17 protein-coding genes and 2 pseudogenes are annotated in these 22,872 nt (G+C 64.2%); 11 read left to right on the top strand and 8 right to left on the bottom strand.

Features of this window, described 5'->3' with window-relative positions:
* The first annotated feature begins 179 nt into the window (after positions 1 to 179).
* Positions 180 to 2,210, top strand: a complete 2,031-nt coding sequence (locus tag HY699_22870) for a carbon starvation protein A (GenBank protein MBI4518651.1) — start codon at positions 180 to 182, stop codon at positions 2,208 to 2,210.
* 219 nt (positions 2,211 to 2,429) lie between these two features.
* Here HY699_22870 and HY699_22875 read toward each other — a convergent pair whose 3' ends face one another.
* Positions 2,430 to 3,026, bottom strand: coding sequence for a DUF3368 domain-containing protein (locus HY699_22875; GenBank protein ID MBI4518652.1), 597 nt, complete (start codon positions 3,024 to 3,026; stop codon positions 2,430 to 2,432).
* 30 nt (positions 3,027 to 3,056) lie between these two features.
* Complete coding sequence (locus tag HY699_22880; protein ID MBI4518653.1) at positions 3,057 to 3,302, bottom strand: DUF433 domain-containing protein; 246 nt, start codon at positions 3,300 to 3,302, stop codon at positions 3,057 to 3,059.
* 482 nt (positions 3,303 to 3,784) lie between these two features.
* Between HY699_22880 and HY699_22885 the strand changes: the two genes are divergently transcribed.
* A complete protein-coding gene (locus HY699_22885) occupies positions 3,785 to 4,084 on the top strand; it encodes a nucleotidyltransferase family protein (protein MBI4518654.1) in 300 nt (99 codons plus the stop codon).
* Positions 4,081 to 4,455 carry a DUF86 domain-containing protein gene (locus HY699_22890; protein ID MBI4518655.1) on the top strand — a complete coding sequence of 125 codons (375 nt, stop codon included), beginning with the start codon at positions 4,081 to 4,083 and terminating at the stop codon, positions 4,453 to 4,455. Before HY699_22885 ends, HY699_22890 begins: the two co-directional genes overlap by 4 nt.
* Positions 4,456 to 4,916: 461 nt before the next feature.
* Here the strand turns inward: HY699_22890 and HY699_22895 are convergent, their stop codons facing one another.
* The 6 genes and pseudogenes from HY699_22895 to HY699_22920 form a co-directional block, all read right to left on the bottom strand.
* Positions 4,917 to 7,892: a DEAD/DEAH box helicase family protein gene (locus HY699_22895; protein MBI4518656.1), complete on the bottom strand. Its 2,976-nt coding sequence runs from the start codon at positions 7,890 to 7,892 to the stop codon at positions 4,917 to 4,919.
* A gap of 4 nt (positions 7,893 to 7,896) precedes the next feature.
* Entirely contained in the window at positions 7,897 to 8,151 is a 255-nt protein-coding gene (locus HY699_22900) for a DUF2442 domain-containing protein (GenBank protein ID MBI4518657.1), read from the bottom strand.
* 8 nt (positions 8,152 to 8,159) lie between these two features.
* Positions 8,160 to 8,420, bottom strand: a complete 261-nt coding sequence (locus HY699_22905) for a DUF4160 domain-containing protein (GenBank protein ID MBI4518658.1) — start codon at positions 8,418 to 8,420, stop codon at positions 8,160 to 8,162.
* A 10-nt stretch (positions 8,421 to 8,430) separates the two neighbouring features.
* Positions 8,431 to 10,566, bottom strand: coding sequence for a site-specific DNA-methyltransferase (locus HY699_22910; GenBank protein MBI4518659.1), 2,136 nt, complete (start codon positions 10,564 to 10,566; stop codon positions 8,431 to 8,433).
* Positions 10,563 to 11,711: a DUF1016 domain-containing protein gene (locus tag HY699_22915; GenBank protein MBI4518660.1), complete on the bottom strand. Its 1,149-nt coding sequence runs from the start codon at positions 11,709 to 11,711 to the stop codon at positions 10,563 to 10,565. Before HY699_22915 ends, HY699_22910 begins: the two co-directional genes overlap by 4 nt.
* A pseudogene (locus HY699_22920) lies at positions 11,693 to 14,577 on the bottom strand (DEAD/DEAH box helicase family protein). The gene HY699_22915 and the pseudogene HY699_22920 overlap by 19 nt, the downstream one beginning before the upstream one ends.
* Positions 14,578 to 14,851: 274 nt before the next feature.
* Here HY699_22920 and HY699_22925 point away from each other — a divergent pair.
* The 8 genes and pseudogenes from HY699_22925 (at position 14,852) to HY699_22960 (ending at position 22,682) form a co-directional block, all read left to right on the top strand.
* Entirely contained in the window at positions 14,852 to 15,208 is a 357-nt protein-coding gene (locus HY699_22925) for a nucleotidyltransferase domain-containing protein (GenBank protein ID MBI4518661.1), read from the top strand.
* Positions 15,198 to 15,532: pseudogene (locus HY699_22930) on the top strand (HEPN domain-containing protein). The gene HY699_22925 and the pseudogene HY699_22930 overlap by 11 nt, the downstream one beginning before the upstream one ends.
* Before the next feature lie 737 nt (positions 15,533 to 16,269).
* Positions 16,270 to 17,820, top strand: coding sequence for an acyl-CoA synthetase (locus HY699_22935; protein ID MBI4518662.1), 1,551 nt, complete (start codon positions 16,270 to 16,272; stop codon positions 17,818 to 17,820).
* Between the two features lie 41 nt (positions 17,821 to 17,861).
* Complete coding sequence (locus HY699_22940) at positions 17,862 to 19,469, top strand: methylcrotonoyl-CoA carboxylase (protein MBI4518663.1); 1,608 nt, start codon at positions 17,862 to 17,864, stop codon at positions 19,467 to 19,469.
* A gap of 90 nt (positions 19,470 to 19,559) precedes the next feature.
* Entirely contained in the window at positions 19,560 to 21,047 is a 1,488-nt protein-coding gene (locus HY699_22945; GenBank protein ID MBI4518664.1) for an acetyl-CoA carboxylase biotin carboxylase subunit, read from the top strand.
* A 231-nt stretch (positions 21,048 to 21,278) separates the two neighbouring features.
* The gene (locus HY699_22950) at positions 21,279 to 21,557 is read left to right on the top strand and encodes an acetyl-CoA carboxylase biotin carboxyl carrier protein subunit (GenBank protein MBI4518665.1); all 279 of its coding nucleotides are present in this window, start codon (positions 21,279 to 21,281) and stop codon (positions 21,555 to 21,557) included.
* Positions 21,548 to 22,060, top strand: a complete 513-nt coding sequence (locus HY699_22955) for a DUF2384 domain-containing protein (GenBank protein ID MBI4518666.1) — start codon at positions 21,548 to 21,550, stop codon at positions 22,058 to 22,060. Before HY699_22950 ends, HY699_22955 begins: the two co-directional genes overlap by 10 nt.
* A complete protein-coding gene (locus HY699_22960) occupies positions 22,044 to 22,682 on the top strand; it encodes an RES family NAD+ phosphorylase (GenBank protein MBI4518667.1) in 639 nt (212 codons plus the stop codon). Before HY699_22955 ends, HY699_22960 begins: the two co-directional genes overlap by 17 nt.
* The last annotated feature ends 190 nt before the right edge of the window (positions 22,683 to 22,872 follow it).

Genomic DNA, 22,872 nt, shown 5'->3' on the forward strand with positions numbered 1-22,872 from the left:
GCCATGGGCCTCGGCCTGACAGTACACAGTACTGTCAGACTGGTGAGGATTTGCCCGGTCGGCTGCACGTTACCCACAGATTTGTCGCACACCCCCGGCCGCACCTGAGCGACTGCCGCTTCGTGCCGCTTGCCTCCGCGGGCCGGGTATGCGAGCAGGCGGGAGGGAGGCGGGTTGACATGCGGGCAGCGGAGGCACTGGCGTGGGTGGCGGTAGCAGTGACGGGGGCGTACGCCGTCGGCATGATCGCGCTGTGGCGCGGCGAGACGATCAACGCCGTCTGGTTCGTCATCGCCGCGGTGGCGGTCTATTCGATCGCCTATCGTTTCTACAGCGCCTTTCTGGCTGCCAAGCTCTTCGGCCTCGACGCCACGCGCCAAACCCCGGCTGAGCGCATCAACGATGGGCGCGACTTCGTCCCGACCAACCGCTGGGTGGTCTTCGGCCACCACTTCGCCGCGATCGCGGGGCCCGGGCCGCTGATCGGGCCGACGCTGGCGGCCCAGTTCGGCTACCTGCCCGGCACGCTCTGGATTCTGGCCGGGGTCGTGCTCGGGGGCGCGGTGCAGGACTTCTGCATCCTCTGCGGCAGCCTGCGACGCGACGGCCGTTCGCTCGGCCAGATGGCCAAGGACGAGATCGGTCCGGTCGGCGGCTTCGCCGCCCTGCTCGGCGTGTTTTCGATCATGATCATCCTGATCGCGGTGCTGGCGTTGGTGGTGGTGAACGCGCTGCGGGACAGCCCGTGGGGCACGTTCACCGTTGGCGCCACGATCCCGATCGCCATGCTGATGGGCTGGTACATGAAGGTCGTCCGGCCCCACGACGTCAAGGGCGCCACCGCCATCGGGCTGGTTCTGCTGGCTTTCGCCCTGGTCGGTGGCCGTTGGGTCGACAACCACCCGACGCTAGCCGGCGTGTTCACCCTCAACGCGACGCAACTGGCCTGGTCGATCATCCTTTACGGCTTTGCCGCGTCGGTGGTACCGGTGTGGCTGCTGCTGGCACCGCGCGACTATCTCTCCACCTTTGTCAAGCTCGGCACCATCGGCCTGCTGGCGGTCGGCATTGTGGTCATGCGTCCGGAGATCGAGTTGCCGGCGCTGACCCGGTTTGTCGACGGCAGCGGCCCGATTTTCGCCGGCAAGGTGTTCCCGTTCTGCTTCATCACGATTGCCTGCGGGGCGATCTCCGGCTTTCACTCCTTGATATCTTCCGGCACAACTCCGAAGTTGTTGAGCCGGGAGACCGATGCGGCGATGATCGGCTACGGCTGCATGCTGCTGGAGTCGTTCGTCGCCATCATGGCGATGATCGCGGCGGCGGCGTTGCAGCCGGGGGTGTACTTCGCGATCAACAGCCCGGCCGGCATCGTCGGCGCCGACCCGGCAGCGGCGGCCGCGAAGATTTCCAGCTGGGGCTTTGTCGTGACGCCGGAGCAAATGGCGGCACTCGCCCGCGACATCGGCGAGCGTTCGTTGTTTGCCCGCACCGGCGGCGCACCCAGCCTGGCCGTCGGCATGGCACACATCTTCACCCGCGCCGTCGGCGGCACCGGGATCGCGCTGTGGTACCACTTCGCCATCATGTTCGAGGCCCTGTTCATCCTGACCACGCTCGATGCCGGCACCCGCGTCGGGCGCTTCATGCTGCAAGACTTGCTAGGTCACTTCTGGGCACCATTGGGGCGCACCAGCTGGTATCCCAGCGTCCTGTTCACCAGCACGCTAGTGGTCGGCGCTTGGGGTTACTTCCTCTACCAGGGAGTGATTGACCCGCTCGGCGGCATCAACATCCTGTGGCCGCTGTTCGGCATCTCCAACCAACTGCTGGCGGCGATTGCGCTGTGCGTGGCCACCACCTTTCTCATTCGTGAGGGCCGCGGCCGCTATGCCTGGACCACGTTGTTGCCGTTGGCCTGGCTGCTCGCCGTCACCATGACCGCCGGCTATCAGAAGATCATGTCGGCCGATCCGGCCATCGGCTTTCTGGCGCAGGCGAACCAGCTGGCCGCGGGTCAGGCGGCGGGCACCGTACCGGCGGAGAAGCTGCGGCAAGTCAGCACCCAGATCTTCAACCTCCGGCTAGATGCCGCAGTCACCGCTTTGTTCATGGCGCTGGTGGCGTTGATCGTGATCGAGGCGGCGCGGGCGTGGTGGCAGATCCGGTGCGCGCAGGCGACATCGCCGCTGCCAAGCACGGCCCCGTGACGGATGCGTGACACGTCCCCTACGGCGTGTGACGGGAACAAGGCGATAGGCCGAGGGCTCGCGCCAAGGCGCCAAGCCGCGAAGGGGGATCGGGGGAACTTGCCCGAGGAAAGACATCAATGAGGCGTGAGCTGGCGCAAACCACGCGCGTCTTCCGCTGTTCAAGCTCCGACGCTTCGCACGACTTGGCGCGAGAGATTGTCCGGGGCAACGGTGGGTTCAGGGCTGCTCGCCGACCCGTGCCAACGCATCCCGATACGCGCTGCCGGCCGGATCGAGTCGGAAGCCCGCTGCAATGAGTTGATCGAGAAGTGGTTTGAGGGCGTCGATCTTACCGTCAAGCCGCGCCCGCACGAGTAGACCCACAGTGCCGGTGAGGGGGAGGTGCTCTTCGAGGCAGACACGGCGCACAGCCCTATCGTCGGTGATGACGGTGGCGTGCCCGTTCTCGATTGCGCACGCGACGACCTCCGTGTCCGCCGGTGACAGCGTGGGGCGCCGCAGCCGGGCAAGCAGCGTCTGGTCACCTATCGGTGACAACCGCGCCCTATTGGACCCGGGGACCTCCAACTCGGAATCCAGCCACCCTTCTTCATACTCGCAGATCGGTACTCGATGAGCAGCGAGCACCTCGAGAAAACTCCGATACCCGAGCCCGAGCAGCTCCGCACCCCTGCGCACGCTCACCCGTCCCAGCCGTACCCAGTCGAGCACCAGTGCCTGCTTGGCCTCGTCCGCCGCTTTCTGCTCGTCGCCGATCACCGCATCGTACAGGGCGTCGGGAAGTTCCCATTCCAATCGTACGGCCTTGCTCATTGTCGTACTCCGGTCATATCTCAATTGACGTCAAGCAGCCACATCCGGTCGGTCCTGTCGGTCGGTAACGGTGGAGGCGTAGCGGAGGACTTCGCTGAGCGCTTCGCGGGGGAACTCGGAGTACTCGCGTACGATGTCGTCGTACGATATCTCTTCGGAAAGGCAGGCAAGGATGAACGAGACGGAAAAGCGCGTGCCCCGGATCGTCGGCTTGCCGCCGAGGCGGTTGGGATTGGTTACCAAGTGGGCGTATCCAGGGATGGGGGTGTCATCCATGGCCAACATTCTCCCGCGAAACAGCGCTCAAGTCGAGCGGCGGTCCGAGCGCCGAAACCAGGTGCGGCCGTTGGCGGAGCCAACGCCACCCGATGCCCGCCGGGGTTGACCCGGGCTGCGGTCTTGTTGGATGAAGGTGGCGGCCTGTGACGGGAACAAGGTGATCGAGGGAGGGCTCGCGCCAAGGCGCCAAGCCGCGAAGGGGGATGCGGAGGAGCTTGCCCGAGGAAAGACCTCAATGAGACGTAATCTGGAGAGAGCCACGCGCATCTCTCGCTGTTCCATCTCCGAGGCTTCGCGCCTTGGCGGCTTGGCGCGAGAGATTGTCCGGGGCAACGGTGGGTTCTGATGAAGCTGAGCCCGGGAGTGAACGGCGGTGACGCTGCTTGATCTGCTCAACCCGGGGTGGACGCCGCCGATTGTCGGCTCGCCTCTCAATCCACCGGTTGGCTCCATGACCGGGCCTGAGGTAGATTGCTGCTATGGAACCGAAGACGCTCGACGAAATCTGTGCGGCCCTGCGCGAGCTCCTGCCGACGCTGCGGGCAAAATATCGCGTCTCGTACCTGGCGGTGTTTGGTTCCCATGTGCGCCACGCGGCTCGGGAGTCGAGCGACGTTGACGTGCTCGTCAGCTTCTCGGATCCGCCCGGGTTGCTGCGGTTCGTTGAGCTCGAGAACCTGTTGAGCGCCCGTCTCGGCCTCAAGGTGGATCTGGTGATGCGGGAGGCCCTTAAGCCCCGCATTGGCCGTCGCATCCTGGCGGAAGCTGTCCCCGTATGACGACCGCCCCGTCGCGTGATTACGTCGACTATCTGACCGACATCGTCGAGGCGGCGACCAAGGCCGTCGGTTTCGTGCAGGGCATGCCGTTCGAACAGTTCGAGAGCGACGACCGCACGGTTTTTGCCGTGGTCCGAGCGCTCGAGATTGTCGGCGAAGCGGCGAAGCGCATTCCCGAGTTCGTGCGAACGCAATACCCAATGGTCCCTTGGAGTTCGATGACGGGCATGCGTGACAAGCTCATTCATGACTACTTCGGGGTCAATCAGATGGTGGTCTGGAAGACGGTCACGGAGGACCTGCCGCCGGCCATCCCACTTCTGCAGCAGGTGTTGAAGGACATGTCGGCGAAGGAAGGTGAGCCTTCCTAAGCGCGGGTCATGGGGCGGGCAGTCGCGCACGCTGCGTGGCAGGCAGCTCACAGTCGATCTGCGCAGCAGCCAGGTCATGCCGGAGGAGGGTCCGAAGGCCGAGGGCCGGGGTTGACCCGACCTGCCGTTCTGTTGGATGAAGGTCGCGGCCTGTGACGGGAACAAGGTGATCGACGGAGGGCTCGTGCGAAGGCGCCAAGCCGCGAAGGGGGATGTGGAGGAGCTTGCCCGAGGAAAGACCTCAATGAGATGTGATCTGGAGAGAGCCACGCGCATCTCCCGCTGTTCCAGCTCCGAGGCTTTGCTTTGGCGCGAGAACCTGTCCGGGGCAACTGTGGGTTCAAGGCGCTGAGCCGAGGAGCGAACGGTGACGCTGCTTGATCTGCTCAAGCTGGAGTGGACCTTCTTCAGGCTGAAGGCGCCACGCTTCGCGCGGGTCGGCGGCGGCGATTTGCTGCTCGTCACACTTCGTCGGCGGTCACCGCGACGGCAAAGGGCACACCGAGCGTCTCGAAGTGCCGCTGCCCGCACCGCACCTTGTCCGCCTCGGTCGTGCGGAGCTTCAAGAAGTCTCGCGTCCCCTTGGTCTCGCGCACGAGGTAGAGCGCTTGACCATCGTGCTTGAGGATGGCCCAGTCGGGATTGTACTTGCCCACCGGCGTATCGATCTCGAACCAGCCGGGTAACTTCACGAAGAGTTTGATGTCTTCGCGCTCGTCGAGCCGCCGGGCGAACTCTCGCTCCACCTCCGATTCGTAGACGACGTATTCGTAGACTGACTTCGTCACCTGCTGGGCGGTGAGGTAGTTGATCAGCTCTTCGTTCTTGAAGAGCATCATCTGCCACTCCGATTCTGGCCCAGAACCACGAATCTGCTCGTACTTGATGCCGTCCACCAGCAGGCGGTGCAGCTCGTACTTGAGAATCGCCGCGACAGCATCCATGAAGCGCTGCGGGTTGTTGAAGAACTCGCCGAGTCTCCCCGATGCCTTGAGGATGCGTACCAATGTCGAACGCGTAAGCTCCGTTTCGTTCTGTAGGTATGCAAGTACGTCCGGGAGCGGGCTACGGTAGGTCGCTTGCTCTTCGGCCGCGCTCACAGCTCTGGTCGCCACGCCGCCCTTGGTTACGTCAATCTGCCCGCTCAGCACCTGTATCTTGGGCACCTCGATTCTTTCCATCCGGCGGATGGCGTCCACAGCGTGCTGCACGAGCTTCTCAGTTTCGAACTCCACCCGGTACGTCGTCTTAGGCTTGATGTGATCCCACAACGCCTGAAACTCGGGGCTGAGCTGGACTTCCTTCCGCAGCCGATTGATTCCTTCGTCTCGGTCTTTGCGGATGTGGCGTTCAATCTGGTACGCCGCCAACAGATCCACCACCGCCGGCGCCAGATCGCGGTGTGCTTCCGGTAGCTCCAGCCTGAAATCCTTGCGCTTCGGGTCGAACGCCGGCTGAATGCGCCCGTCAGCATCGAGCATCTTCTGCTCGACCAGCGCGGTTCGGATCACCTCGGCCACATCCCTGCCGATTGGTTGCTCGACGCCATCGACGACGCGGATGAGCTTGGCCAATGCGGTGATGGGCACCCTGCCGAAGGTCACGCCGCAGTCTTCCTCGTACTCGGTCTGCAACGCGCGGGCGAAGTCCTCGTAGCTCTCGTTGGCCATGACGTAGAGCTTGTTGACCGACTCATCGAAAACGCGCAGGCCGTTCTGGTCCACCGGCAGGCGCAACCCGCGGCCAATCTCCTGGCGTTTCTTCACCGCGCTCTTCGTCTCGTTCAGCGTGCAGATTTGGAAGACGTTCGGATTGTCCCATCCCTCGCGGAGCGCCGAGTGGCTGAAGATGAAACGCAACGGCTCGTCGATCGAGAGCAGCCGCTCCTTCTCCTTCATGATCAGGTTGTAGACCTCATCGTCGGCCTGGGTGTCGCCGCGCGTGTCCTTCAGCACGCCCTTCTTGTCCTGGGCGAAGTAGCCGTTGTGCAGCTTGTCCATTGGCTGCCCGATCCACTCCAGCTCCCGGTAACGCTCGTCCTTCGCCAAAGCGGCCAGCTCCGCCTCGAATAACCCGGCGAACTTGCCCTTCACCGGCCGACCTGCGGCGTCGTAGTCGCGATAGTTGGCGACGCGGTCGATGAAGAAGAGGCTCAGCACCTTGATGCCCCGTGCCCGCATCTGCATCTCCTTTTCGAGGTGCCGTTTCACGGTGTGCTTGATCTGCGCGCGCCACACGTCGTCACGCATGCCGCCGATTTCCTCGCCCAAGCGCAGCACGCGGCCGTTGTTGAAGCGGAGACATTCGTTGCCGGGCTCGGCGTTGATCTCGGCCACCGAAAAGCCTTGCTGGTAGCAGGCGCGTTCTTCGGAAAGCGCGAACAGGTCAGCGCCGTTCTTGACGGTGACGGTCTTCTCACTCGGCCCTTCGGGCGTCTGCACGTGGATGCGCAGCTTGGCCTTGATGCCCTTCTTGTAGTCGATCTGCTCGACGCGCACGAAAGCATCGTTGGCGCCGCCGTGGCTCGCGGCGCTGGCGACGACGATCTGCTTGACCAGCTTCAATTCGAAGGCGCGCACCGGATCGAGTCGATAGACGAGGTTGTACGAATTGCGGTGGGTCGCCGAGTAGCGCAGCGTGCACAGCGGGTTCAGCGCCTTGATGGCTTCCTGGGCCTTGTCGGTGTTGTCCACGCTCTGCGGCTCGTCGATGATGACGATGGGACGCGCCGCCTGCACGAACTCGATGGGCTGGCGACCGGAGAGCCTGTCGCTCTCCTTGTAGATGACGTTGCTCTTTTGCTCCTCCTCGGTGCCGGTGAAGTTCTTGCGGAAGGCGTCGATGTTGATGACCAGGATCTGCAACGCGTTGCTCACGGCGAACTGCCGCAGGCGGTTCACCTTCTTGGCGTCATACACGAAGTGCTCGAACGCCAGGTTGTTGTACAACGCGCGGAAATGCTCGGCGGTGATCTCGATGTTCTTCAGCACGCCTTCGCGGATGGCGACGCTGGGCACCACGATGATGAACTTCTGGAAGCCGTAGCGCCGCGACAACTCGAAAATGCTGCGCAGGTAGACGTAGGTCTTTCCGGTGCCGGTTTCCATCTCCACGGAGAAGTGCGGACAGCGGCGCGCGGCGTTCGCGGGCGCATCGAAGAGGTCCCAGGCTTCGAGGGGCGCACCGAGATCAGTCAGGTCGATGTCGTTGCGCGCCTGCGCCGCACGCGTGTTCGCCGCGAGCTTCTCTTCCGCCAACAAGAGCCGGTTGCCGACGCCCAGCTCGGTGCGGTCTTGGCCGGCGAACAGGCCGCCCATGTCGCCGATCTTGATGACCGCGAATTCCGGCGCGCCTTGCGGCTGGCCGGCGAAGAGGTCGGTGACTGCCGCGACGGCGTCGAGCTGGAAGGGCTGGTTGGGGTCGAACTGTAGCTTCATTCGCTCAATCGAGCACCCAGCAACCGTGTTCCTTGATGACGTCGTACATGGCGTCGGGCGCGATATCGATTTCGCCCGGCCACTCGACGAAGCCCTCGTCACAGCGTGCCTGCGCGAAGAGAGCCGGGTCCTTGAGCGCCTCGAATACGCCGTAGAGGTGTGACTCCTTGAACACGACCTCGCCGCTCAAGCCGTCGGCGAAGCGCACGGCCAGCCGCAGGTGTTCCAAGGGTTTCACGCTCACAACCTTGTAGTGCATAGTTCACCTCAATCCAGTGGTGCGATTTTCTTTGGCTGCTGTTGCTTCTGGCAGAGATCCCAATCCTCCTGCAGCTCGACGCGATGCAGGGCCGCCCATTCCAGCACCAGTGCCTGAGCACGGCGCGGCAATCCGCCCGCCAAGACCTGCAAGGTCTGGATGGCGATCTGCGCCGTCGAGTCGCCGTACTCGGCGTGGAAATGCGGGGGCGCGTGTTCGTCGAAAAACATGCGGATGATTATGCCGTAAAACCTGCTGATCGTTGGCATGCCCCTTCCCTCACACCGTCTTGAAGCTTACCACGCCCTTGGTCTTGAAGATCTGCACGGCGTTGGCCTTGAGCTGGTCGTTGCCGGCAAACCCCTCGTCGAGGCAGACGACGCGCTCGGGCTTCCGATCCGCCATCGCGCGGATGAGTTCGAGCGTCAGATCGCGTTCGAGGCAGATGAGCATCGCGCCGCTTGCCACGGAATACACGAGGAACCTCTCACGCAGAGACGCGGAGTCGCAGAGCTCTTGGTTCCTGCTACTCTCTGGCCTCCGCGTCTCTGCGTCTCCGCGTGCGATTCTGATCGTCTCTACCGGTGTCGTCAGCGGGTAGCCGCTCTTGAGTAGAATCTCGTAGAGGATGTCGTCCGGCGTGCGGCCGTCGCGGATGTGATCGATGTGCAGTTCGAGTTGCCGCCCCAGCGTCTGCGCGTCGTGCTCCACCTTGGCGTCCCACGGCTTGAAGTTGGATTCAGCGAGCTTGAAGACGCGGAAACCGAGATCCGGCGCTGGTAGGGGCGCGTCAGGTAGGGACGCCTCGCCGAGGCGTCCGTCGAATAAACCATTTTGCCTCGGCGCGTTCGGCGAACGCGCCCTACCGTCCTCCTCGTTCAGCTTCTTGATGACCCGTCGCACGCGCTCCTTGGCGATGTCGGAGATGGTCGGGAAGTCCCCGCGGCCGGTGGGTTCGGGAAGTTGGACCAGGATGAACCTCCGGTTGCCACCATCCTGCTTGCTCAGGTCGAGGACCGCGTGCGCAGTGGTGGCTGACCCAGCAAAGAAATCGAGAACGATGCCTTGGTCGTCCATGCCAACTTGCAGTAAGTATCGCAGCAACTCCTTCGGCTTGGGGTACTGGAATGGAATCCCGCTCTCCTCCAGCTCGGACCGCATCCGCTCCGTAGTGCCCATGTTCCGCAGCACGGAGAGGACGTTGCGCGCCTTCTCTCGGTCACGCCTGTAGTAGACGACACCTCGCTCGGAAAGGAAAAAGGACAAGCGATCTCCACCGTCGTCGATGGGTTGGCAACCGTTCTCGATGAACGCGCGCAACTTATTCAGGTTTGCCCATCCACTGAAGACACGACACGGCGAAGTCAGTTTCCCATCCTGGACCGTCATTCGGCCCAGCCGGACCGGATACGTGACCGAGTACTGCTCGGTCAATTCCCTTGTGATGTATCCCCTGGCCGCGCAAGCATCGAAATACTGAACAGGCACCTCACTCGGTGGCAAGTCGATCACGCTCCCAGCACATGGGAAGCCCCTCGGTAGCGACACTTCGCTCGGTGGGTTGCCTGGGCCATTCTTGGTGATCGAGTTCTCCGCAAACCCCTTCCACAAGTTGCTCTCATCGCGCGTGTTAGGGTCTACCACATGGCCAAGCGTAACGGCCTCGAGGTTCTTGGCATACATGACCACATATTCGTGATTCACCTTCACATCAAACTGATTGTCGGTGTGCCCTTCTGTGTTCCACACGAACTGAGCAACGAAGTTCTCCTCGCCGTTGACCTCATCACAAATCCTTCGAAGGTTACTCACTTCGTGATCATCGCCCGAGATCAAGATCACTCCATCCTCCCGCAGGAGGTTTCTCGCCAGATACAGCCGCGGGTACATCATGGTCAGCCACTTGGAGTGGAACCGGCCCTCGATCTCCGTGTTCGAGCCGAACTTCTTGCCTTCGGCATCGACTTGGCCGGTATACTCCAGGTAGGTCTGCAGCGACTCGGTGTAGTTGTCTGGGTAAATGAAGTCGTTGCCGGTGTTGTACGGCGGATCGATGTAGATCATCTTGACCTTGCCCAGGTAGGATTTCTGCAAGAGCTTCAGCACCTCCAGGTTGTCGCCTTCGATGATCAGGTTCTCGGTGGTGTCGAAGTTGACGCTCTCTTCCGGGCACGGGCGCAGCGTCGCCAGGCTCGGGCTCTGGATCGTCTTGAAGCATTCGGCTTTGCCCGGCCAGTTCAGGCCGTAACGTTCCTTGCCGGCGTCAACCGTCTCGCCGAGCGCGAGCTTCAACCGATCGAAGTCGATCTTGCCGTCTTCGGTGCGGATCTCGGGAAAGAGGCGCAGCAGCTCCTGCTTCTTGTCCTCGGCGAGGTCGTGGGAGCGCAGGTCGAGGTGTTCGGGTTCGTTCGTCATGGCCTCGTCTTCTTTCTGGGTTTCACATGGCGCGGTGTGGCCCGCCGCGCAAGGGGTGGGAGCTGCCGTCGTTCACGGGCCTGCATGGCCTCCGCCAACCGGGCTCGCTCGCGCTGCAACTCCTGGCGCAGCTCCTCTTCCGTGGGAAGCATGAGCCGGTACTTGGAGGCGAACAGCCTGCGGTTCTCCTTGAGTACGCTGTAACGGACGATGGTCTCGTCCTTCTCGGTGCAGAGGATCAGGCCGATGGTCGGGTTGTCCCCCTCGGCGCGCATCCGATCCTCGAACAGACGCACATACATGTCCATCTGGCCGATGTCCTGATGGACCAGCTCGCCGACCTTGAGGTCGATCAGCACGAAGCACTTCAGCAGGTAGTTGTAGAAGACCAAGTCGATGAAGAAGTGCTTGGTCTCGGTGGTGATCCGGTACTGCCGGCCCACGAACGAGAAGCCTTTGCCGAGTTCCAAGAGGAACCGTTGCAGATTGCCGATGATGGCCTCTTCGAACTCCGTCTCGGTAAATCCTGGCGGCATCGGGAGCCCGAGGAATTCGAGCACGTAGGGGTCTTTGAGATGGTCGTCGGGCGTGGGCGACTGGGCGGTGGCGGCCTTTGCGGCGCCGGAGGACTTGCGCCGCGATGTGAGGAGCCGTTCATAGTAGAGCGAGTTGATGTTGCGCTCCAACTGGCGCGTGCTCCAGTGCTGGTCGGCCGCCTCGCGGGTGTAGTACTCGCGGGCCTGCGGGTTCTCGACCCGCATGATCAGCCGGTAGTGGGACCAGCCCAATTCTCTACGCAGTGCGTAGAGAATCTCGCCGGAGGGATGCGTGAGATAGAACTGCCGGAAGTTCCAGACATTCGCTTCGGAGAATCCCCTGCCGAACTCGGCCATCAGTTGCCGAGAGACGTCGTGAATGAGCTGTCTTCCGTACTGCGCCCGGGCTCGTCCCCTCTGCTCCTCTTCGACGATACGTTTTCCGATGTGCCAGTAGGCTTCCACCATGCAGAAGTTCACCGCCTCGAACGCCTTGGTCCTGGCGTGGCGGACGATCTCCCGGATCTCCCGCACCAGCGCGGCTGCGGTCGCAGGCGCCTTGTCCTCTTTGCATGCGATTGGCCTCGATTTCACGCAAGCCTCCAGCATACGGCAAAGAGCGGTTGTGTGTCGATGCGCTGCTCCAGCCGCCGGCTGATCTCGTCCAGCAGCGCATCCTTCTGCCGGTCAAGATCGCGGCTGGCTTGGTCGTAGGCACGCCAGGCGTCGTCGCGCTTGGCTTCCAGTTTGCGCACCTCGCGCTGCCGCTCCAGCTTCTCCGGCAGGTTGGGAGCGAGCCGGGCGGCCTTCTTCATCTCTTTGAGCGCCTCGTCCAATTCTTCCAGCTCAGTCTTGAGCGTGGCCCGGCGATCCTCGGCCCAATGATCGAGCTTGTCCATCTCGGCATCGAACCACCGGCCGTTGCGCGCAGTCATCGCGTCCAGAAGCGCCTGTCGGTTGCGCGCCTGCGCCTCGTTCAGCACGGCTGCAATGTCCGCGGGAACGGCGCGGGGCCGGCCCTGGGTCAATGGCATTCGAAGAGCCTTCGACACTGGACCTCGTCCAGCGCCTCACCGCCGTCGGTGACGCCGACGAACGCGATCTGGTCCTCGATTTCCAGGGCGCTGACCGTGACCCGAGCGCAACTCAGCCAACCGCCTCCGCCTATGAGTGGCTCAAGAATGGCAATGTGCTTCCGGCTCTCGCGGTAGTGAAACGTCACCTCGGCCGGTTCGGCGATCAGGGCTTGCGCTCGCCCCAGCAGGCGCTGCGCCAGCGGATGGCCCACGCGGTAGGTGTTGACGTCGTTCGCCCGCCTCCCCATGCGGTATGGGCCGGGGTGAATGGTCTCGCCGGGGAAAGGATTGCTGCGCAGCAGGAAGCTGTACTCGTTGGACTCGAAGCGGGCATGCTCCGCGAGCAGGTAGCGGGTGAGCAGCCAGAGCTGCTGATTGAAGCGGTCGAGGAAGTCGTGGCTCTGGATGCGCACCTTCTCGACGACTTCCTGGTCGAAGTTGTCGAGCAGCTTCTCGCGCGCGTCGCGCTCGCCCGCGACGATTTCCGTCTCCAGCTCCTTCTGGAGTTGGTCGAACTCGAACTGGATCTGCTCCGGCGTGCGGCACTTCTGGTAGATGGCCGCGATGCGCTTCTCGAAGTCCACGCCGGATTCGAGCGCGCCCAGCACCTCGTCGCTGGCGCCGAAGACGCCGCTGAACAGGCGGAATTTTTCGTCGAGCAGTTGATAGACCCGCAGGTCGGCGGCGTTGCTCTTGTTGAGGAAGTTGACCACCACCACATCGAACTTCTGGCCGTAGCGATGGCAACGGCCGATGCGCTGCTCGATGCGTTGGGGGTTCCAGGGCAGGTCGTAGTTCACCACCAGATTGCAGAACTGCAGGTTGATGCCCTCGGCCGCGGCCTCGGTGGCGATGAGGATGGCCGCTTCGTCGCGGAAGTACTCCACCAGAGCGGCGCGGATGTCGGCGCTGGGCGATCCGGTGATGTGGTCGGTCCCCTCGTGCTGTTTGAGCCAGCGCTGATAGATCGCCTTGGAGGTGGGGTCGCTGTTCGTGCCGTTGAAGAGCATGACCATGCCGGCGAACTCGGTCTGTTCCAACACGCGGAAGAGGTACTCCTGCGTGCGGCGCGACTCGGTGAAGATGACGGCCTTCTGCTGGAGCGTGGCTGTCCCCTGATTCTTCTGCGCCTCCGCCGCGGCGGCGAAGCCGCGCCGCAGCGCGGTCAACAGCACTTCGCCTTTCGAGTTCTTGACGATGGAGCGGGCCAGCACGTGGAACTCGCGAAGGCGCGTCATTTCGCGCCGTAACTCTGCCAGCTGTTCGGGCGTGAGCCGTGCCCGCTCCGGCGGCGTGGGACCATCCCCGTCCTCGTCCCACTCATCGGCCAACTCCTCCAGTTCTTCCCAGTTCTCCGGCAACTCCTCGGGTGGTGCGTCCACTGCTTCGGCAACGGCCGCGGCGGCCTCCAGCTTGTGGACGAGACCATCCAGGGTGCTGGATATGGCATAGGTGGACGACGCCAGCAGCTTGCGCAGGATCAGCGTCATCAACTGGCGCTGGCTGGCAGGAAGGGCGTAGAGCGTCGGCCGCTGCAGGTACTCGGAGACCAAGTCGTACAGCCGCTGCTCTTCTGGCGTGGGCACGAACTCCTGCACCAGCGCGTGGCGATTCGTGTACTTGACGTACTCCAACACCTGCCGGCGGAGGGTGCGCTTGCACAACGGCTTGAGGCGCTCTTTGAGATCCACGAAGTCGGTGTCGTTGCCCAGACGCGTGAAACGGGTGCGATAGCTCTTCAGATCCCCGAAGGCATAGTCATCCACGATGCTGACCAGTCCGTAGAGTTCGAGCAACGAATTCTGGAGCGGGGTGGCGGTGAGCAACACCTTGGGGAACGCCGCCACCGCCTGCTTGATTGCGACCGCGATCTTGCTGGTGGTCTTGTAGACATTGCGCAGCCGGTGCGCTTCGTCGATCACCACCAGCGCCCATGGCGTCTGGCGGACATAGGGCTCCTTGGTCCGCGCAAACTGGAAGGAACACAGAACGACCGCGTCCTGCTGGAAGGGATTCAGGTTCCCGGCGCGGATGGCGTCGTTGAAGCTGCGGGTTTCCAGAATCACTGACGGGAGGTAGAACTTGTCGGCCAGTTCCTGACTCCACTGCTTCCGCAGGTTGGCCGGCAGGATCACCAACAAGCGCCGCTTGCGCTCCGCCCATTTCTGCGAGAGCAAGAGACCCGCCTCGATGGTCTTTCCCAGCCCTACTTCATCCGCCAGAATCGCGCCGCGCGAGAACGGGCTACGGAAGGCGAAGAGGGCGGCTTCGACCTGGTGCGGGTTCAAGTCCACTTGCGCGTCGGCAAGCACCGGGGCAAGCTTCTCGACGCTGTCGGAAGAGCAACGCTTGGTCAGCTCGTAGGCGAAGTACTTCGCGTGATAATCGGTCAGTTGCACTTGGGCAATCAACCTCCGGGATGATTGGCGTCCACGCTCAGCACCCTTGTTGCCAAGCAGCCAAGATGTCAAGCGAACCGGCGGCCGAAGTGGAAGCCACGGCAGCGCGCCGGCTCGCCAGCATGCGCGACGTGCAGGCCGCTATCGACGAGGCATCACGAGCCGGGTGGAGACGCCGATTGAGTGCGGCTTGTGCGCCTTGCGCAGCGGCCGATCACCGCCGTGCGCTGCCCACCCAGTTCGTGCTATTGGAATCCGTGAGGTGGAAGCCGCGATGGAAGCGCCTGGCGAAGTGAGCAGGGTAGACAGTTACCCTGCGCTCAGCGAGCAACTGCTCCGCGAACTCGTACGACGGGTCTTGTCTGTGGGCTCCCCGCGCAAGATTGTCCTGTTTGGATCACACGCGGCCGGACGCGCGCGCCCGGACAGCGACCTCGATGTGCTGATCGTCGAGGACTCCGACCTCCCGCGCTATAAGCGCTCGGCCCGGTATCGCCGCGCGCTCTGCGGGCTCTTCCCGGCCAAAGACATCGTGGTCTGGACCCCGACAGAGATCGAGGAGTGGCGAGCCGTGCCCCACGCGTTCATCACGACCATCTTGGCCACCGGGAAAGTCCTGTATGAAGGATAACGCCGCCCTGGCGGCCGGCTGGATCCGCAAGGGGGATAGTGACCTCGCCGACGCCCGCCGTACGGTCGACAGCGACGGGCCCTACGACACGGCGTGCTTTCACGCGCAGCAGGCCGCTGAGAAATATCTCAAAGCGTTAAGCCGCTCCTGCCGCTGGCGGAGTTCTGCGAGCTGGACCTGACTGAGTTGTCGGGTTACGCGGTCGAACTTCGCTACGATGCAGATTTCTGGCCGGAACTGGGTACGGCCGGGCAAGCCGTGACCCTTGCGGAGCATGTGCGGCAACTGATCGTCTCGACACTGCCTGCAGAAGCCAAGCGGTAGCAATAGAGGTAGAGCGTCCGCTCTGGGATGCAAGCGTCGCCGCCGACGTGATCGCGGAAGTGGTCAGGGCATTCGACGGCTATCGGGCTCGGCGGCTCCGGCCATACTCAGGGCAGGCAACCTTGCGGCCGGTACTGGTAGCGAACGGAGACCTTACCCGGGGTGCCCGAAGAGAGGCCAGCACACGCGACATCCAATGCGTTGATGCAGCCGCTCTCTGGCAATTGCTCGATGCCACCCCTTGCACCGCAGCCGAGGTGAAATCAATGGCCGCGCGCCGACTCGCCAGCATGCGCGACGTGCAGGCGGCCATCGACGTGGTGGCACGAGACAGCCTTGACGTCAGGCATTGCGCGACGCCATTCTTGGCTCAGCGGGCTCGGCGATTGCGGTCATGCGCAGCGGGCGCGGCCTTGTGGCCGGTACTCTCACCAACGGCGATCTCACCCGGCGCACGAGAAGAAGGGCCAAGGTGCACGCCGTGTAGCTGGTCGAGGGCGGCTTGGTGCGGCTCCTGCTCGTCTGCCCGGCGAAACGCTGGTTCAAGCCCGCAAGGCGCAAAGAAACCACCGCGCTGATCGACGCCCAACTCGCGCCGCTAGGCTAGGACTGAGGGAGTGTGGTGCCGAGCTCGCCTGCGCCGAGTTGCAGCAGGCCGGCGGCAGCCCGTGCGTGCTTGAACCGCCCGCTTGAACGTGTTGTAACGCGCCTTCGATACGATTCACGGAGGACCGTTCATGGCAGATTTAGGTTTTTGGAATCAGGCGCAGGCGAACCCCGAGCGCCTGGCGCTGGTCGAGCCGAACGAGCGTAAGCTGACCGCGGGAGAGCTGCTAGCCGCCTGCAACCGCTTGGTACACGGGCTGCGTGCGCGCGGGCTCAAGTCGGGCGATTGCATCGCGACGGTCCTGCCCAACGGCGCGCCCATGGTCGAGCTGTATCTGGCCGCCGCCCAAGCGGGCTGGTACCTGGTGCCGATCAATCACCACCTCACCGCGGCCGAGATCGCTTACATCGTGCAAGACTCCGAAGCCAAGGTGTTCGTCGGCTCCGAGCGCTTCGCCGGCGCCTGCCAAGGCGCGGCCGCCGAGTTGAATTTTCCCGCCCAGATGCGCTTCGCCGCCGGCGTGATATCCGGGTTCTGCCCGTTCGAGGAGATCAAGGCCGGGCAGCCGGCGACGCTGCCGGCCGAACGCAGCGCCGGCCAGGTGATGAACTACACCTCCGGCACCACCGGGCGGCCCAAGGGCGTGCGCCGGCCTTTACACCCGTTCGACCCCGACAGCATGTTTGCGACGGTGGCGATGTTTTTGGGGATGTTCGGCATCCAGGCGGAATCGGACAACGTCCACCTGACCGGTTCGCCGCTCTACCACACCGCCGTGCTCATGTTTGCTGCCTCCTCCCTACACCTCGGGCATGGGATCGTACTGATGGACAAGTGGACGCCGGAGAGCTGTCTGCAGATGATCCAGAAGTATCGGGTGACAACGACTCACATGGTGCCAACTCAGTTTCACAGGCTGTTGGCGCTGCCCGACGAGGCCAAGAAGCGCTACGACGTCTCCTCGCTGCGCCACGTCATCCACGCCGCCGCTCCCTGCCCGGTCGACATCAAGCGGCGCATGCTCGAATGGTGGGGCAACACGATTTACGAATACTACGCCGCCAGCGAAGGCGGCGGCACGCTGGTCACGCCGGAAGAGTGGCTGCAGTATCCCGGCACCGTCGGGCGCGCCTGGCCGATGTCGGCGATCAAGGTGTTCGACGAGGCCGGCAACGAATGCCCGACGGGCACCCCCGGCACCGTTTACATGGCGCTCGGCATGGCCGATTTCGAGTACCACAAGGACAAGGAAAAGACCGCGGCCAACCGCCGCAACGGCTTCTTCACTGTCGGTGATATAGGCTACCTGAATGAGGACGGCTACCTGTTCCTGTGCGACCGCAAGATCGACATGATCATCTCCGGCGGCGTCAACATCTACCCGGCGGAAGTGGAGTCGGTGTTGCTGAGCCATCCCAAGGTGGCCGATGCCGCCGTCTTCGGCGTTCCCAACGAGGACTGGGGCGAGGAGGTCAAGGCGGTGATCGAGCCGGCGCCGGGTCTTAGCCCCTCGCCGGCGCTGGCGCAGGAGATCATCGACTTCTGCTTGGAGCGGACGGCGAAGTACAAGTGCCCGAAGTCGATCGACTTCACCGACGCCATGCCGCGTGATCCCAACGGCAAACTGTACAAGCGCAAGCTGCGCGACCCGTACTGGAAGGGGCGCGAGCGCGCGATCTAAGCGCGCCCGGCGGCCTCGGGTAGGTTGTGTTGGCGGCAGCCATGCGCCCGCTTCAATCGAAGATTCGGACCAGCGATAGCGACTTCGTCGCCAACCGCCAGCGCATGGAGGCGCTGGTGCAGGAACTGCACCAGCGGCTGGCGGCGGCGCGACAAGGCGGCCCGGAAGAGCAACGCCGGCGCCACAAGGAGCGCGGCAAGCTGCTGGCGCGCGAGCGCATCGACGGCTTGATCGATCCCGGCACGCCGTTCCTCGAATTGTCGCCACTGGCGGCACACGGCTTGTACGGCGGCGATGCCCCGAGCGCCGGCATCGTCACCGGCATCGGCACCGTTCACGGCCGGCCGGCGGTGATCGTCGCCAACGACGCGACGGTGAAGGGCGGCACCTACTTCCCGCTCACCGTCAAGAAGCACCTGCGGGCGCAAGAGATCGCCTTGGAAAACCGCCTGCCCTGCGTCTACCTGGTCGACTCGGGCGGTGCGTTCCTGCCGTTGCAGGCGGAGATCTTTCCCGACCGCGAGCACTTCGGCCGTATCTTCTACAACGAAGCCCGGATGTCGGCGCTCGCCATCCCCCAGATCGCCGTCGTGCTCGGCTCCTGCACCGCGGGCGGCGCCTACGTGCCGGCAATGTGCGACGAGAACGTCATCGTGCGCGGTCTGGGGACGATCTTCCTCGGCGGTCCACCGCTGGTGAAGGCGGCCACCGGCGAGGATGTCAGCGCCGAGGAGCTGGGCGGCGGCGATGTGCACACGCGCATCTCCGGGGTCTCCGATTACCTTGCCGCCGACGACCGCGATGCCCTCGATATCACCCGGCGCATTTTTGAAAACCTCGGCGGCCCGCTGCCGCCGCCGATCCGCCGCGACGAGCCGGAAGACCCGGCTTATGATCCGGCGGAGATCTACGGCATCATTCCGCATGATGCGCGCAAGCCCTACGACGTGCGCGAGCTGATCGCGCGCATTGTCGACGGCAGCCGGCTGGAGGAGTTCAAGCCGCTCTACGCCACCACCGTCGTCACCGGCTTCGCCCGCATCCACGGCTACCCGACCGGCATCATTGCCAACAACGGGGTGCTGTTCTCCGAGTCGGCATTGAAGGCGACACACTTCATCGAGCTGTGCTGCCAGCGCCACATCCCGTTGCTGTTTCTCCAGAACATCACCGGCTTCATCGTCGGCAAGAAGTACGAGCATGGCGGCATCGCCAAGGACGGCGCCAAGATGGTGCACGCCGTCGCCAATGCCGCCGTGCCCAAGTTCACCGTCATCATCGGCGCCTCCAACGGCGCCGGCAACTACGGTATGTGCGGGCGGGCCTACAGCCCGCGCCTGCTCTTCATGTGGCCCAACAGCCGCATCTCGGTGATGGGCGGCGAGCAAGCCGCGCAGACGTTGCTCACCGTCAAGCTGCAACAGCTGGCGCAGCGCGGCGAGACCATGTCATTCGAGGAACAGCAACGCTTCATGGCGCCGACGCTGGCGAAGTACGAAGAGGAAGGCAGCCCGTACTACTCCACCGCCCGCATCTGGGACGACGGCGTGCTCGACCCGGTCGACACCCGTGACGTGCTCGGCCTGGCGCTGGCCGCGGCCCTGACGCAGCCGATAGCCGACAGCCGCGCCGGCGTCTTGCGGATGTAAGCCGATGGCAACCAGGCAGCTGAGGCGACCCTGCGCCGGCCGATTTCGCGCGGCGGGCCGCCGGCGCCGCCCGCCCATTTGTGCTCGGCCATGTTCTCCAAGGTCCTGATTGCCAATCGCGGCGAGATCGCCGTCCGCCTCATCCGCGGCTGCCGTGAGCTGGGGATTGCGACGGTGGCGATTTACTCCGAGGCCGACGCCACCGCGCCGCACGTGCTGGCAGCCGACGACGCCGTCTGCATCGGACCACCGGCGCCGGCTGAGAGCTACCTCAATATCTCGCGCATAGTCGACAGCGCCCGCCAGAGCGGCGCCCAAGCCGTGCATCCGGGTTACGGTTTTCTGGCCGAGAACGCCGCGTTTGCACAGGCAGTGACAGACGCGGGGCTGACCTTCATCGGACCGCGCGCGGCCGCCATGGCGGCGATGGGCGACAAGGTCGCCGCCCGTAAACGCGTCGCGGCCGCCGGTGTGCCGGTGGTACCGGCAGTGGAGGACGTAGCCAACCCCCTCGCCTGGCCGCGGGTGGCGGAGCTAATCGGCTTTCCGCTGCTGATCAAGGCTGCGGCCGGCGGCGGCGGTAAAGGCATGCGCATCGTGCACGACGAGAGCGAGTTGGCCGCCGCCTTTGCCGCCGCCGGGCGCGAGGCGCAGTCGGCGTTCGGCGACGGGCGGCTGTTCATCGAGCGCTACCTCGAACGACCGCGCCACGTCGAGGTGCAAGTGCTCGGCGACCAGCACGGCGCCATCATCGACCTCGGCGAGCGCGAGTGCTCGATCCAGCGCCGCCACCAGAAGATCATCGAGGAGACGCCTTCGCCGGCCCTGACGCCGGACTTACGCGCACAGATGACGGCCGCGGCGCTGGCTGCGGCGCACGCGGTCAACTACTCCAATGCCGGCACGGTGGAGTTCCTACTTGACCACGACGGGCGCTTCTACTTCCTCGAGATGAACACCCGGCTGCAAGTGGAGCATCCCATCACCGAGCTGGTCACCGGCGTCGATCTGGTGCAGGCGCAGCTGCGCATCGCCGCCGGCGAGCCGCTGTGGCTGCGGCAGGACGACATTCGCCCGCGCGGCCACGCGCTCGAGTGCCGGGTCTACGCCGAAGACCCGGCGCAGCAGTTCCTGCCCAGCCCGGGACTAGTACGCCACCTGCGCGAGCCGCAGGGGCCCGGCATCCGTGTCGATTCCGGCATCATGGCCGGCTTCACCGTGCCGCTGCACTACGATCCGCTGCTGGCCAAGGTGTCGGTGTGGGGCGAGACCCGCGCGGCGGCGCGCCAGCGCATGCTCGCCGCCCTGGCGAATTACGTTGTTCTCGGCTGCACCACCTCTTTGCCGTTTCTCTTGGATGTGCTCGAGCACCCCGCCTTTGCCGCCGGCGACACGCACACGCACTTCATCGAGGAGCACTTCCCCGTCTGGCACCGCCGCGAACAACACCGCGCCGTCGCCGCCATGGCGGCGGCCATCGACGCCGCCCGGCCGCGGCGCCGGGCGACCGGACATGAACCAGCCGCTCCTTCGTCACCGTGGGTCACACTCGGTCACTGGCGACTGAGGCAGGGCTAGAGCTGTATGCGCATTGCTCTCCGCTACCGACAGCAGCACGTTGCCGTCGACCTGCATCCGGAAGGCAGGCGGTATCGCGCCACGGTCGACGGCAGCGAGCATGTCGTCGAGTGCCATCATTTCGATGAGACGACTCTGGCGCTAGTGGTGGATGGGCAGCACTATCTGGTCGACATCGCCCGCAACGGCGCGGAGCGTCTGGTTGCCGTCGGGGGCGAGGTCTACGCCTTCATGCCCGAGCGCAGCGCCGCCCGCGATCACACGGCCGCGACGCTGGCGGCACCGCAGGTGCTCGCCCCCATGCCCGGCAAGGTGCTCGAGGTGTTGGTGCAACCGGGAGATCACGTCGAGCAAGGCGATGGGCTGCTCATCCTCGAAGCGATGAAGATGGAGAATCGCCTGGTGGCCGAAGCCCCCGGCACGGTGGTCGAAGTTCGCACCGTGGCCGGCAGCATGGTCGAAGGCGGACAAGTGCTACTGGTGCTCGCTTACGACGAGGATTGCCGTTAGCAGCTTCTGAAAAAGGGGTTGTCAAACTGCTGCCGTTATGTTACCCGATTGTCATGACAAAGCGACAACGTACGGCCGCGAACGAGATCCGCGAGGCGGCGGCGGTTGCTTACAGCCGCCAGGACGCGGCGGTCTCGCCCGCCGCCTTGCTTGGGCATGTCGATGAGAGCCTGCACGCCCGTGGCGGCGGCAATCTCGACGCGCGGCGCATTGGCGCCCGCCTTGGCGTTCCCCTAAAGCGCCTGGCGGCCGCCGTCGGTTACACCCCGCAGGGCTTGCTCAAAAATCCCACGGCGGAGCGGCTGCAGCCGGCCTTGGCGGAGATTGCTTACATCTTGAATTCTTTACGGACGCTGGTCGACGACGACCGCTCGGTATCGATCTGGTTGCGTGCCCCTCATCCTGATTTGGGCGGCGCAACGCCGCTCTCGTTCATCCTGTCGGGGCGCGCTGCGGCGGTGATTGCTTTGCTCAGGCTTGCCGAGAGTGGGCAGACCAGCTGACCCGAACGAAGCGCGGGAGTGGCTCCAACTCCTAGGGGCCATCGCGCCGCGCCCGTTTTCAGGCACGGCCTACCGCTTTATCGGCTCGCGCTTTCTCAGCTCGCCGCTGTCCGGCGCGGGCTCCTTGCATTACGGCGGCCGCTTAAATCCTGCCGGCGCTTTCGAGGTGCTGTACACCGCGCTGGCTGCGGACACGGCGCTGGCCGAGCGCGAAGGCATCCTGCTGACCGCCAACGGGATCAAACTCGCGCGCACAATTCGCACGGCGGTATTGCTACGAATCGATTGCCAGCTCAGTAGCATCTTGGACCTCACGGACGAGCAACTGCGCTGCCAGCTCCGCATCACATCCGCAGATTTGCTCGGACCATGGCTGCCGTGGAGCGCCGCTGATCCTGATGATCGAGGCGAGCGCGCGGCCCCCAGTCAACGGCTGGGCGCTGCCGTCTATGCCAGCCGACGCTTCGAGGCGATCATGACACCGTCGGCGAAAGACCCCGGCGGGCGTTGCCTGGCCGTCTTTCCGGACCATCTGCAAGCCGGTTCGCGCATCACGATCGACGATCCCGCGGGCATCATCGCCGGCGCGCTCGGCATCGCCCCCGCGCGCCGGCAGGGATAATGACCTCCCGTTCGATGACGCCGCGGGGGTTCGCGACAAATTTGTGGGTAACGTGATTCGGTGTTATGGCCGTCATTCCCGCGAAAGCGGGAATCCAGTTTGGCGTTTGGCGCTATGGACAAGCAGTTCTGCGTTTACATCCTGGCCAGCAAACGGAACGGCACACTCTACATTGGGGTGACCTCACAGC

Source organism: Deltaproteobacteria bacterium (genome assembly GCA_016210005.1).
In the GTDB taxonomy this organism is placed as follows: Bacteria; Desulfobacterota; Binatia; order HRBIN30; family JACQVA1; genus JACQVA1.